Raw genomic sequence first — 12,509 nt, 5'->3', positions numbered from 1 at the left:
AGACCCGACCCGTTGGGGCCAATCAGATAGGTAATATTTTCCAGTGTCAGTTCTATTGGTTCAGCACCAAAACTCTGAAAATTTGAAACCCGAATACTGTGCAGTTTCATCCTTTTATCCTAATACATATGGCCCAAAAAAATTAAATCTTCCCGTTCCATGGGTGATTTTTACAGAACAAGAATTCCCTACACTCGAGCCCGTGCACGTTCTCTAGCCTTAAGCTCTATGCGTTGTGATATTTGGCTATACAGCTGGGCTTCCTCATTCTCTCGATCAGTGACAGTCACAACCAAGGCATAGTCTTCTTGTTCGAAACTCAACGCCTCACCCCAATCTCTATCTTGTCGAGTAATTACAACGAACCACTTTTCAGAAGGCTTCGGCTGTTTAATCCGCCAAGTTGAAGATTGAACCGTACCTTTACCTCTTAATTCAGCACTTATGTCCCTATTGCTTGTAGCATCATCATTTCTGGTTTTAGTTTCATCCTGAGTACTGTGATTGAAATGCCTTTGAACAGATTCAAGCGACTGATCTTTGACTAACCTAAAAGACATTTTAGTGGCCACATAGTCTATCCTAGTTGTCCTGACCGCTGGACAATAAGACAGAGTAACTCTAATTTCTCTGGAAGCACGCTGAGACCTTAAAAAATCATCGGGAAGCGGCAGTTCGAAAAAGTGATGCGAGTTATTTTCTATTTTCTCTTCGGCCATTAAGACAACGGCATTTTGTGAAGATCTAAAAAGCTCCCCCTCATCAACAGCACCATAACCAGCTATGTCTCTAAACGCATCTCGTCCATTTGCGCGCCTATAAGATTTCTTCATATCTTCAGGAAAGCTGCTTTCAATCTCCGACAGCATATTCGCATGATTAACCAGTAGTGCTCTGAGCAAATTAGCAGAAGCATTCGGATAGCTATTCAATAAACGACCTGCAAGATGGGTGATGTAAGGTGCCGCAAAACTTGTTCCGCTAATTTCGCTAAACAATGTGCTCCCAACGAATCGACTATTACAGGTCAATACCCCCATGCCTCGCATAACTGCATTGAGTTCGTTGCCTGTTCTTATTGGAGAAGCCAAGTTTCCACCCATAGCTACCAGCTCGGGTTTAATTGCCCCTTTAATACTGGGACCGTGACGTGTAAATGGGGATGGTTGATTTTCTGTGGCTGGAGCCAATTGCCCAATTTCAGGATACCGTTGAGCATCGAAAGTCGCATTATGTCGAGCCAAGCTTCCCACTGTTAGAACGTTTAGTGCCGGAGCTGGATCTATGATAATACTTTCCTCAGCTATGAGGTATTCTGGATACTCGTCCCTCCAGCTATGTCTTGGCACATCTGGATCGATAAAGCCTGAGAAGTTCCCAGCAGAAACGACAAATAAGATATTGAAGTCCCTAGCCAATTTATCCAAGACATACGCAATTCCTCGAATATGACGATTATCGTAAGGTGCATTGGAATTCCCTAACGACAAATTGAAAATCCGACATTGATGTTCTTCGACAAAATAGGTTACAGCTTCAATGAGAGTTTTTTCGATAGAACTGGAGTCAAACTCCGCATTCTCATCAAGAATTCTGCCATTGAAAATCCAAAGTTCAGGGTGCCAATAATTAGTTGAGTTACACGCTTCCAAGTCACCATACAGAGCTACACCAGCGACAGCAGTACCATGACCATTCAAATCCATGCCACCTGTATCACCAATAAAGTCTTCACTTTCCGCAATTGCGGGTGCCAACAGGGGATGGTTAGTATTTACTCCGCTATCAAGAACACAAACTCTGGCAGCTTGATGAGTAGGGGATAGTATTCCTTCAGGAATTCTATCGATGTCACAATTCAATTGGCTATAGTGAATACCGCTCTTGGGTGGGAGATCAACCAGCCTAACATCGCTGTGATTCAGCAGTACATTCGCCTGACTAGAGTTAACCTCCAGACGGTACATTATTAAGCTATCAAGGTTAACTTTATCTGTTCGCCGTATTCCGTTATGAACTAACCAACGCTCAAATGCATCACAAGTGCTTAATCTCTCAGGATGATGAGCAACAGCCACAGGCCAAAGTTCCACATCTAAGAGAAATTTTTCTGACCTTGGTAAGCCATTTCTTCTGAGAGCCCAACTCTTCCGATCCTCACTTGTCCAGTTATCGATCCCCTCTATGGCTTCGAGAATCTGTTTGTACGTCAACTCTGCATCGTCTAAACCTAGACGTTGCAAGTGATCTGCAAACACAGCCATTCCGGTTTCATCAACAAAAACAACACACAGATGATTGTCTTCTTGGCTTACAAACTCGATACCATGTTTGTTTAGATGGGTAATATCGAGAAGTCCTGTATAACGAATTTTCAGTACAAAATTACCAGGGCGTGACGTTTGTTGACTTTGTGCGAATTTGAATGATTCAGTTAAGTCTCTGGATAATTTTTGACCATGCCCACGAAGATCACCTCGTGGATGTCTTGGAATATTGATTTTTCTTGTTCTACGTTCATTCTCAAGCAGTTCTCTTTCTATCCTAAGATGTTCATAATTAGCCATTCCTAGCCCCTTGTTTAACTTTCTCGAGAAGCTGCTTGCTTCAGATCCTTAACGGTCAAAAATTCCTGACTACGTAGAATCATTCGTTTAACGGCTCTACGCACAATACGCTCGATATCAGCACCACTTTTTGTGGAAAATATTCCGAGGAGAGATTTTTCATCTAACTCAAATTGACGACGCACACCACGCAACTTGAGTGAAAGAATTTGTTGTATTTGCTGTTCATCTGGTAATGGAAAGTCAATTTTTTCATCGAAGCGTCGCCAGATGGCACTATCCAAAATGTGCTCATGATTTGTCGCTGCCAATATAAGACTCTTCCCTTGATAAGCGTCCATCATTTGAAGCACTGCGTTAACGACGCGGCGTAACTCGCCATGTTCACCTGAGTCAGAACGTTCTTTGCCTATGGCGTCAAACTCATCAAATAAAACTACCATTGAATGATCAGCAACAAAGTCAAAAACTTTGCGAAGATTCGCTGCCGTTTCACCCAAAAAAGATGATACCAATGCATCGAGACGAACAATGGCAAGAGGTAAATCAAGCTCAAAAGCAATGACCTCCGCTGCTAAGGTTTTTCCGCAGCCTGGAGGCCCATGAAAAATAATTTTTCCAGAAGGCTTCATGCCATAACTTCTCAGCACATCGACTCGGCGGTGTTCCTCAAGAAGTTCCTCGATAGATGTAAGACTTGACTCAGGTAGCACCATTTCTTCTATAGGTCGCTGAGCTTGTCGAACATCTAAAAGTGGTAGTCCTCGCTCTTTATCTACAGGAGGAGTAGGCAAGGTATTACGTCCACTTTGCTTAAGTGGCCTTAAGTGCTCTCCATACAATATTTGTTCAAGATCGTTTGCAAGCAGGTGATGTTGCTTTTGCCGCTCATCCTGAATAACAGCTTCAGAAGCACGTCGAAAGGCCTCGGAATCACCACTGGTTCCTGCCCTAATCAACTGCCTCAGTATTTTACCGTTAGCCATTATTGCCCCCTTGGCACATAGGCTTTGATACCGTTTTTATAATATTCTCTCTTGCCATATCGGACACCCTGTAGCCCAATCGGCATAACTAATAGTACGTTATGAAACATTGAGGGCTATTACTATAACTATCCACGACTACCGTTGGTTGGAGGAATATCTCCCAGAACCAACCCGTGCAGCTTCGCATAATCTAAGATCAAAACCTCAAGCATAGAGGCTTGAGAACGATGTTCTTTTTCCGCTGCTGCTTTGAGTAGCATCTTTATTTCCTTAGATGTACGAATAGACAAAGTTTCTTCTTTAGACCGTGCCATTGCATATCCTACCATGTGCTCGCGCAGTACAATGTACTGCATTTTGCGCACAGAAACCATAATTTTAAATTAGGTGTTCTTTGCGCGCATATGGATAAGCCGCTATAGGTATGGCGAGACCAGATCGGCTACCTTCTGGTGAGCCGCTTTCCGCTCCTCGAAGTACTCATGCCTGTCATAGATACCATCTACTCCTCCCTGCCGATGGTTGGTGCAGAGACGCGCAATGTGACGCGGCGTCCCAACTGAGGAGGCTAGGCTTCTGAAGGTTCGCCTGAGATCATGGACGGTGAAGTGCTTGATGTCGCCCATTACGTTGGGTGGCTGGATCTTCCGTCCTGCTTCTCGTCCAAACAGCTTGGAGATCGCACGATTCAGGGTGTCAGGCCCCATATGGGGCAGTTTGCTGCGGCGTCTGGCTGGGAAAACGTACTCAGAACCCAGTGATCTTACTTTGAGCTCATTCAGCCACTCCATGGCTTGGCTTGGTAGAGGTATAGAGATTGGGATTCCGGTCTTTACCCGCTCCTGAGGTATGTGCCAAACATACTGCTCCAGATCAAATTCTGACCAGGGGGCCTCGCACAACTCGCTTTTCCGGTTCCCGAGCACCAGGAACAGGCAGCATGACAGGTAGTTGTCTCTGCCAAAGCTGTTCAGATGCTTCCTGAAAACTTTGAATACTTGTTCTACTTCGTCCAGCTTCAGCGCCCTGGCTCGGGATTCTTCGAGTCCCCCGGCATCGTTGATTGTGAAAGGTGATGCAGGATTGTTTGCGGTCAACTCAAGCTTTACTGCGTGGTTGAAGAGCTGCTTCATGTAGCCCAGGGTGTCGTTCGCAACGGTTGGACGCCCGCTGTCTCTAACTCGATGGATGACTTCTCGAACATCAAGGGCCGTAACATCATGAATCTTGAGCTCACCGATGACGGGTTTGATGTCTTTGTTGAAAATCCTGGCCGGAATATTGGGGTGCTTCAGTCTGGGGAGCAGGTCGTTCGTGTACCAATCCTGGAACAAGTCATCGACGCTGCTGATCCCGATCCATTTCTGGCGTTGTTTGGCAATCAGCGGGTCGACTCCCTGGCGGAGTTCGCGCTTGAAGACTTCCGCTTCTGTCCGAGCATCTGCCAGTGACATGTCGGCATACTGCCCCAGTGTCATCTGCTTGCGTTTGCCATCCACGCTGTACCTTAGCGCCCAGTACGGGCTTCCCGAGTCCGGGACGACGAAGTACAGCCCTTTACCGTATGACTTTCGTATTGGCTCCCCGGCCTTTGCAAGTGCGGCGACTTGCTTTGCTGTCATGGCCATAGGCCCTCCTTTTACTCACCATTTGGTGTGAGTATACAGAGCCATTACTCACCAGTTAACTCACCGCATGGATGAAACAAGATGAAACGAGGTAGGACAGGATGAAAAACAAAAGCCCTTTAAAATCAGGGCTTTGTCAATAATCTGAAAGAGTTGGAAAGCAAGGGAAAACTATTCAATATTCTGTACCTGCTCACGCATCTGTTCGATCAGTACCTTGAGCTCCACTGCCTGCTGGGTGGTATCAGCCACAATCGACTTGGAGGACAGGGTATTGGCTTCGCGATTCAGCTCCTGCATGAGGAAATCCAGACGGCGGCCAATGGAGCCGCTCTGTCGCAGCACACGTTTCACTTCCTGAATATGGGTATCGAGGCGATCCAGCTCTTCGGCAACGTCAGCCTTCTGTGCCAGCAGCACCATTTCCTGCTCCAGCCGGGTGGGGTCCAGTTCAATCTGCAGCTCTGCGAACTTGTCCAGCAGTTGCTGGCGCTGGCGTTCAAGAATGGCAGGCAAAAGATCACGCACCTTGGCAACGATGCTGCTCATGGCCGTCAGCCGTTGCAGTATCAGCTGGGCCAGCTCGCCGCCTTCACGCTGACGACCCTGTACCAGCTCTGCCAGCGCTTCATCAAACTGATCCAGCGCTTCGGCCTGTACCTCGGCCAGATCGTGCTCACTGCTCTGCAGCACGCCCGGCCATTGCAGCACTTCCAGTGGATTGAGCTTGCCGGCCTTGGGCAGTAGCGTCTGTACCTGATCGCAGGCGTCCAGCAGGCTCTGTAGTAACGGCTCATTGATGACCATCGACCCCTGCCCGGCAGCCGCCTGAAAGCGCAGGGTGCACTCCACCTTGCCACGTGACAGTTGCTGGCGCAGCTTTTCCCGCAGGCCGGTCTCCAGTTCACGCAGGTTGTCGGGCAGACGCAGGATAGGCTCAAGATAACGATGATTGACGCTGCGAATCTCCCACACCAGGGTGCCCCATTCTTGCTGGATTTCCTTACGGGCAAAGGCGGTCATGCTTTGAGTCATCTGTCGTCCCTCGAACACTGCGTAATGGTGGATGATCTGGTATTCTAGCACCCGGTCCCGCCGGGCCTGAACTTATGGAATGTACGGATTCTGCATCTGCCTGAGAGCAGTCACCTGCAGGGTGATGTCAGTACCTTACTTCCGTGGTGTCTTAATCTGCGTGATCCGTATCAGCTCAACAAGGTACTTTGTGCATGTCTTCATCTCTGTCTGATCAGCTTAAACAACTGGGTATCGATTTTATGCGTCCCAGTGGCCGTCGCGTCGATCAGATGCGCACTGTGCGCATCACCCGCAATTACACCAAACACGCCGAAGGTTCGGTCCTGGTGGAGTTCGGTGACACCAAGGTGATCTGCACCGCCAGCGTGACCCGTGGCGTACCCCGATTCCTCAAGGGCCAGGGCCAGGGCTGGGTAACCGCCGAGTACGGCATGCTGCCGCGTGCGACCAGCACCCGCAATGATCGCGAAGCAGCCCGTGGCAAGCAGGGTGGCCGCACCCTGGAAATCCAGCGCTTAATCGGTCGTGCACTGCGTGCTGCGGTCGACATGAAGAAGCTGGGAGAAAATACCATCAATATAGACTGCGACGTGATCCAGGCCGATGGCGGTACCCGCACAGCCTCCATTACGGGTGCCTGCGTAGCACTGGTGGATGCACTCAACTTCATCCGTCAGGACAAGTCCTTCGGCGTCAAACATGACCCGCTGAAGCAGATGGTGGCCGCGGTTTCCGTGGGTATTTACAAGGACAAGGCCGTGCTGGATCTGGACTATGACGAAGATTCCGCCGCTGAGACCGATATGAACGTAATCATGACCTCCAACGGTGGCTTTGTCGAAGTGCAGGGTACTGCCGAAGGTGAATCCTACAGCCGCGCACAGCTTAACGAGATGCTGGAGCTGGCTGAGCAGGGCATTAAGGAACTGTGCGCACTGCAGCAGGCCGCGCTGGCTGGCTGATCTGCTACAGACTGACAACAGAAGGGCCGCAACCGCGGCCCTTTGTCGTTTTTGGGTACTAAGTAGGGCAGCTGGTGCCATAGGTTGACGTGGTCTGCGTCACCTGACCACTCAGACTGACGGTGACAGTGCGATAGACCGACTTGCTGCTGCTGGCGTGGCAGATAAGAAAACTCTGATTGCCAACGCTGCTTTGCACCGCGCCACTACGATTGAAGATGATGGCCGTACTGTTGCTGGTGGCCGCATTCAGCCCGACCACACTGATCAGTTCGCTGCTGTCAGTGACTTTGCTGTTGCCATCGCTATCGACAAAGATAACCAGATTGGCGCCGCTGCCACAGCTGACATTATCCACAGACGGACACACCACCACGTTGGCGCGCTTATCCACAGCCGCACTGCGTGCCGTCAGCAAGGCACGATAGAGCATGTCCGCATCCGAACTGGTGCGATAGCTCAGCATCATCTGCGTAAAGCCGGGAATGGCGATGGTGGCGACAATGGCCAGTACTGCGATGGTGACCATCATCTCAATCAGAGTGAAACCTCTGACTACTCTGACTTTTCTCATCCTGTTTACCAGCAATTCGCCACGGTGGCCGAAGAGCCCGACACGGTTCTGGTGCCAGCCTGATCCAGTGTCAGGGTACCGCAGCTGTCACTGCTCTGGCTGCTGCCGGGTGTGGCGGTGATCGTGTACTCGTGCGGCGTATCTTCCTCGGCACTGATCACCAGGGTATAGCGAGCAGTTCCCGTCGTGGGTGACTGCTGATAAGCGCTGTCATCAAACCCATAGTAGGTGAAGGCATTGCCGTAGTAGCGCTGCAGAGCCTGCGCCGCCTGCATCATCACTCCCTCGGCTTCGACCCGATGGCTGCGCAGCACGTAGTTGTTGTAACTGGGGTAGGCAATCGCCGCCAGTATGCCGATGACAGCAACCGTGATCATCATCTCGATCAGGGTAAAGCCCTGCTGTCTTTTACTCATAGGGGTAGACCTCCTGCCAGTTCACCCGTTGCTGACGATAGGTAGACCCTTTACTCATCTCTACAGTATCGGGGTTGCCCTGCTGATCAATGGTGATGACCGACTGTGTATTTCCATTATCCAGTACTAGCGCACCTGCGGACGTATCCTGGCGCAGACCGTCACTGGAGCGCTTGCTCGAGCCGCTGTTGACCAGGTCGGACGCATCGATCACACCATCATTGTTAGTGTCAAAAACCGGGCTGCTGGATCCACTGCCATCCTGTGCCTTGACCACCATCGCCAGCCAAACTCCTTACCACCGCACTGGTCAGGATCAGGGATCAGCGTGGTGAAAACAATACGCCCACGGGTCAGTGTTGCCCCGCGGATCACCCGCTCACCGACACTGGTACCGGCCAGGTCCATAAACCAGCCGGACTTGCTGGCCGACACCGTATTCTGCGAGACGCTGCGGTAACTGGCACCGGCACTGTCGGTGAATTCGGTATAGGTCTGCTCCGCCAGACTGGCGCGATACAACGTAATAGGGGAGGCGGCCAGCGTATCCTTGACCGCGTAGAAACTCTGCCGGGCAGTAGCGGGCAGCGTCAGGTCTTCCTTGTCGTGGTATTTGCCAGTGCCGAAGAACACCATATAGCCGCCACCGGAAATCTTGCCGACTTCCGGCTGAGCCACAATCGGCTGTACCTTGTTGTTGGCATCGCGGGCAGTAAATACCGGAGCATTACCGGCCACTTTCCAGCTGCTGGAGCTGCTGCCGCTGAGATCAAAGCGCCACAGATTGCCTTTCAGGTCGCCAGCATAGACCAGATCAATACGACCATCATCATTGCTGTCGATCGGGGCGATCTCCGACAGACCGTTAAGATCAGAGGTACTGCCTACGCCGGTGTTGATGCGCACCACATCGGTCGCACTCCACTTGTTATCACCCATGGCATCCAGATAGACGATATAGAGCACCGCCTTGCCCGCCGCACTGTAGTAACCATTGCCAAACACCGCCGCCCATTTGCCGTTGTTGAGCTTGACGATAGCGGGCTTGGAGAAGGTATAACCCAGCGTGGAATTAGTCTCGCCGCTGGGCAGCAAAGCCTTGTCCACGGTTTCATCGTACTCCCACATCACCAGCGTACTGGCGCGACCATCACCAAAGCGGGTAGCCGACACATCCAGCGCATAGATGGCCTTGCCGCCTGCACGCAGACCTCCGCTCAGCACCGTGTGCCAGCTGTTGCTGAAATAGGCATCCACCGCCGTGGGTGAGCCATCCACCGAAAAGGCGTGCACCTTGTCGTAGTTGTTGGGGTCCAGCATCTGGTTGAGGGTCGACATGACCGCATTGGGGTAATAGACGAAGCGCTCGTTACCGTTATTGGCATTGAAGCCATGCAGTGCACCGTCGTTGCTGCCGACATAGACCATCGGGGTGCGGCCCTGATAGTCGGTGCTGTTGACGAAATCGCTGTACTTATCCGCCTCCATGGCATCGGAGTAGTAGAACCCGGTGCTACCGACATAGGTGGGCGAGGAGTTGACGATATCGCCTAAGCGGGTTGATTCGCCATTGCGATCCAGCCGGCTGCGGAAAGTACCACCGTTGATCAGCTCGTTACTGTGGTCACCGCGATAATAGCTCACCGCCTTCTGGGCATTGATACTGGCATTCGGCGTCGGCAGGGCGGCGGTCAGCCTGGCGATCTGCGTCGCACTGAGGGTTGAGTTGGCACCACTGGTGCCGGGAGCGTAGAACGCCACACCGGTCCTGGCATCCGGATCCCAGCTGAAGATATTGCGTGTGGCCGGGTCCAGATTGCGCAGCTGCTGTACCGCATTCCATTCCTGCTGCAGCTGACCGGTGGTGTTGTACTTGAACGAATACAGGTTGCCGTTCCAGGCGTTAACGTTGTCGTAGGAGCTGAAATAGACACGGGCGCCCTTGGTCACCGCACTGCTGCTACTGACCGGCGCGGAGTAACCCACACTCTTGGCCACCTCGGCAAACACCGCGTTGAGGTTACTGGCCAGCATGCTGAAGTTGTTGACCTTGTAGTAGTTGTCCGGCTGACCATCTCCGTCGGCATCCCATTCGCGACTGTCACCACTGCCATTGGACGGGTCACCACTCTTGTCCAGATCGTTATAACCGCCGTACTTGGCTGCCAGAAACAATGGTGAAGGCAGCGCACTGATCTGGTTGCTGGCCGAGGCGGTGAAGACCTGACTGATATAGGCCGGTGACGGGTTGCTCTTTACCTGCAGGGTGGCGATGTCCTGCCAGTTATTGATCTGAATACTACCGTTGTAATACGCCGGTACATCCTGCAGCCACTGGGTACCGTCATTGGAACTGCCGATCACGGTGAGGCCAATCTGCATCCCGGCTGCGGTGTATTTGTACGGCACTCCGGTGGTGATCTTGATCTGATCGCTGTTAATGGCAGGGCTGCAGGCGCTGCCAGCGCAGACATTCACCTCGGCAATCAGGTCCATGTCATAGTCAGAGCCCCAGCGCTGGTCTTCCCAGGCGACAAAAAAACGTGCCGCGATCAGCTGACCACTGCTATTAAAGCTCTGCGAGCCGACAAACAGATCATTCATACTGCAGTTGTTACTGCCATTGCGGCAGCTGGGCACCACAGTGATCTTGCCCGCACTGGTCTGGAAGGCAAAGGTCGGCAGCGCCTCAGACAGGGAAACCCCGTAGGTCTTGACCGTCTGGGTGCCGCTCGCGGCCGTTTTCAGGTCATTCTTGTGGGCATAATAGGCCAGTCCGGCCAGAGAATAACCGCCCGCATTACCGGGTGCATCCGGGCAGATGCCTTTGGCGGCGTACAACGTCGAAACCTTCTTGGAGTCGCAGAATTTATTGGTACTGCTGCCGTTCTCGCCAATCAGGAAGTTCTTGTTGGTGATGCCTTCTTTGTCGCCAATGCTGTTGACGTAGCTGGTCAGGGTGGTGGTACTGAGGCTCGGCACATTGGCCAGCGCCGTGCCAGACAGGTTGTCCATGTCGAAGGAGTTCACTCCCGAAGACAGGATCAGGATACTGCAGCTGGCACAGTTCTGAGTGGCAGGCCAGGGATCGCTGCCCCAGCTGACATCACTGAAAGCACTGGAGCCCAGATAACTGGAATCGTTGGTCGCCGTGGAGCTGGCATAATCCGTTTGTGCTGTGCGACTGCTGGACAGACTGATATAGCGCAATGCTTCCAGAAACATTTCACCCAGCGGATTGCCCCAGCTGAAGCACACCTGATCCACACTGCTGCCACAGTCGGTATAGCCACCACGACGGTACTTGATGATCTGCAGATCATTGATCAGCTTGACCATGCCGTTACTGGGCAACAGCAGCTGGCCGGTCTGGGTATTGACCTCCCTGATGCTGTCATTGAAAGCCGCCAGCGGCTGACGCAGCACGCCACCGCGGGTATTGCGGTAGTAACTGCCGGTCATCAGACCAAACTCAATCTGCTTGCTCTCGCCATAGGTCTGCAACAGGCCGATAGGCTTGCGGTTACCGGCCGGATAGGTCTTGCAGTAGTCACTGCGACCATCGGCGCTGTCGCAGACCTGCACCCGCATGGTCAGATCAGTACCGCTGCTGGGCTGGTAGGCATTGGAGCCGTAATCACACTGGTTCACTTCACCGGTGGCCCAGAATAACCAGCTGCCACTGGCCACCCGGATCAGCGGAGTATTACCCGGCGCCAGCACGTAATCCTTGCCACTGGCATTAGTCTGGTTGGAGGTACTGCACAAGCTCACAGCGGTATAGCTGTAAGGCGTGACTTTGGATACGGCCACCGCGCTGGTGCCCTTGAAACTCTTGGCAAAGGAGTGCGTATCCGAAGGCAGATAGACACGTTCCAGCACCGTCGCTGCAGTGGTCGAAGAAGGGTCGCTGGAACGGGTACCGCCATACAGCACCTTGCGGATCAGATCCATGCGGGTCATGGTGGCCCAGTTCAGGAAGTTACCGCTCCAGGCACTGGTGCAGAGGTGGTTGCTGGCCGCTCCGCTGATACTGAAATAGTTGCCGTTGTGGGTGTAGCACTTGCTGTTGTTGAAGTAGCCGTCGTAGTCGATGCTGTTGTCGTAACTGGTGTCCAGCACGCCGTCGCCGTTGAGGTCGGTGTAATCGGGATAGGCTTTTTTGAACAGCTCATGATCCTTGGACAGCAGGATCATCATCTTGGGCTTGACGCTGACCGAGCTGGCCAGCGGTGCCGTGGCAGGCGCCGTATCGGCCCGGCTGCCGCTGACCCAGCCCAGGCACAGGATCAGCAGGCTGCTGAGCAGCAGGGGCCAGCGGTGATTCGACATCAT

The 12,509-nt window shown here is 52.3% G+C and carries 10 protein-coding genes; 1 reads left to right on the top strand and 9 read right to left on the bottom strand.

All coding sequences use genetic code 11. The annotated features are described in order from the left end of the window. Window positions 1-188: 188 nt before the first annotated feature. From QCD60_RS11815 to QCD60_RS11795, 5 genes are all read right to left on the bottom strand, one after another. The gene (locus tag QCD60_RS11815) at window positions 189-2,567 is read right to left on the bottom strand and encodes a S8 family peptidase (protein ID WP_279785478.1); all 2,379 of its coding nucleotides are present in this window, start codon (window positions 2,565-2,567) and stop codon (window positions 189-191) included. Window positions 2,568-2,581: 14 nt separating this feature from the next. Next, on the bottom strand, window positions 2,582-3,553 hold the full coding sequence (locus tag QCD60_RS11810; protein ID WP_279785476.1) for an ATP-binding protein: 972 nt from the start codon (window positions 3,551-3,553) through the stop codon (window positions 2,582-2,584). A 128-nt stretch (window positions 3,554-3,681) separates the two neighbouring features. After that, entirely contained in the window at window positions 3,682-3,870 is a 189-nt protein-coding gene (locus tag QCD60_RS11805; RefSeq protein WP_279785474.1) for a hypothetical protein, read from the bottom strand. 102 nt (window positions 3,871-3,972) lie between these two features. Further along, entirely contained in the window at window positions 3,973-5,184 is a 1,212-nt protein-coding gene (locus tag QCD60_RS11800; protein ID WP_279785471.1) for a site-specific integrase, read from the bottom strand. A 171-nt stretch (window positions 5,185-5,355) separates the two neighbouring features. After that, a complete protein-coding gene (locus QCD60_RS11795) occupies window positions 5,356-6,219 on the bottom strand; it encodes a YicC/YloC family endoribonuclease (protein WP_104153198.1) in 864 nt (287 codons plus the stop codon). 194 nt (window positions 6,220-6,413) lie between these two features. On the opposite strand from QCD60_RS11795, the gene rph reads away from it, so the two are divergent. Next, window positions 6,414-7,184 (top strand): ribonuclease PH, encoded by a 771-nt coding sequence (gene rph, locus QCD60_RS11790; protein WP_279785469.1) that lies wholly within the window; start codon window positions 6,414-6,416, stop codon window positions 7,182-7,184. Between the two features lie 58 nt (window positions 7,185-7,242). Here the strand turns inward: rph and QCD60_RS11785 are convergent, their stop codons facing one another. The 4 genes from QCD60_RS11785 to QCD60_RS11770 are packed head-to-tail and all read right to left on the bottom strand — an operon-like array spanning window position 7,243 to window position 12,509. Next, complete coding sequence (locus tag QCD60_RS11785) at window positions 7,243-7,758, bottom strand: GspH/FimT family pseudopilin (protein WP_279785467.1); 516 nt, start codon at window positions 7,756-7,758, stop codon at window positions 7,243-7,245. Between the two features lie 5 nt (window positions 7,759-7,763). Beyond that, window positions 7,764-8,174: a type IV pilin protein gene (locus QCD60_RS11780; protein WP_279785465.1), complete on the bottom strand. Its 411-nt coding sequence runs from the start codon at window positions 8,172-8,174 to the stop codon at window positions 7,764-7,766. Further along, on the bottom strand, window positions 8,167-8,388 hold the full coding sequence (locus QCD60_RS11775; protein WP_279785463.1) for a hypothetical protein: 222 nt from the start codon (window positions 8,386-8,388) through the stop codon (window positions 8,167-8,169). The genes QCD60_RS11780 and QCD60_RS11775 overlap by 8 nt, the downstream gene beginning before the upstream one ends. Next, the gene (locus QCD60_RS11770; protein WP_279785460.1) at window positions 8,385-12,509 is read right to left on the bottom strand and encodes a PilC/PilY family type IV pilus protein; all 4,125 of its coding nucleotides are present in this window, start codon (window positions 12,507-12,509) and stop codon (window positions 8,385-8,387) included. Before QCD60_RS11770 ends, QCD60_RS11775 begins: the two co-directional genes overlap by 4 nt.

This window comes from Pokkaliibacter sp. MBI-7 (assembly GCF_029846635.1).
Lineage (GTDB): Bacteria > Pseudomonadota > Gammaproteobacteria > Pseudomonadales > Balneatricaceae > Pokkaliibacter.
The sequence above is the reverse complement of the archived record's forward strand: the minus strand, read 5'-3'. Positions and strand labels throughout refer to the sequence as shown.

Coding starts and splice junctions, on each gene's coding strand:
- QCD60_RS11815 (WP_279785478.1), bottom strand. CDS start 2,567: ATGGCTAATTATGAACATCTTAGGATAGAAAGAGAACTGCTTGAGAAT.
- QCD60_RS11810 (WP_279785476.1), bottom strand. CDS start 3,553: ATGGCTAACGGTAAAATACTGAGGCAGTTGATTAGGGCAGGAACCAGT.
- QCD60_RS11805 (WP_279785474.1), bottom strand. CDS start 3,870: ATGGCACGGTCTAAAGAAGAAACTTTGTCTATTCGTACATCTAAGGAA.
- QCD60_RS11800 (WP_279785471.1), bottom strand. CDS start 5,184: ATGGCCATGACAGCAAAGCAAGTCGCCGCACTTGCAAAGGCCGGGGAG.
- QCD60_RS11795 (WP_104153198.1), bottom strand. CDS start 6,219: ATGACTCAAAGCATGACCGCCTTTGCCCGTAAGGAAATCCAGCAAGAA.
- rph (WP_279785469.1), top strand. CDS start 6,414: ATGTCTTCATCTCTGTCTGATCAGCTTAAACAACTGGGTATCGATTTT.
- QCD60_RS11785 (WP_279785467.1), bottom strand. CDS start 7,758: ATGAGAAAAGTCAGAGTAGTCAGAGGTTTCACTCTGATTGAGATGATG.
- QCD60_RS11780 (WP_279785465.1), bottom strand. CDS start 8,174: ATGAGTAAAAGACAGCAGGGCTTTACCCTGATCGAGATGATGATCACG.
- QCD60_RS11770 (WP_279785460.1), bottom strand. CDS start 12,509: ATGATGTCGAATCACCGCTGGCCCCTGCTGCTCAGCAGCCTGCTGATC.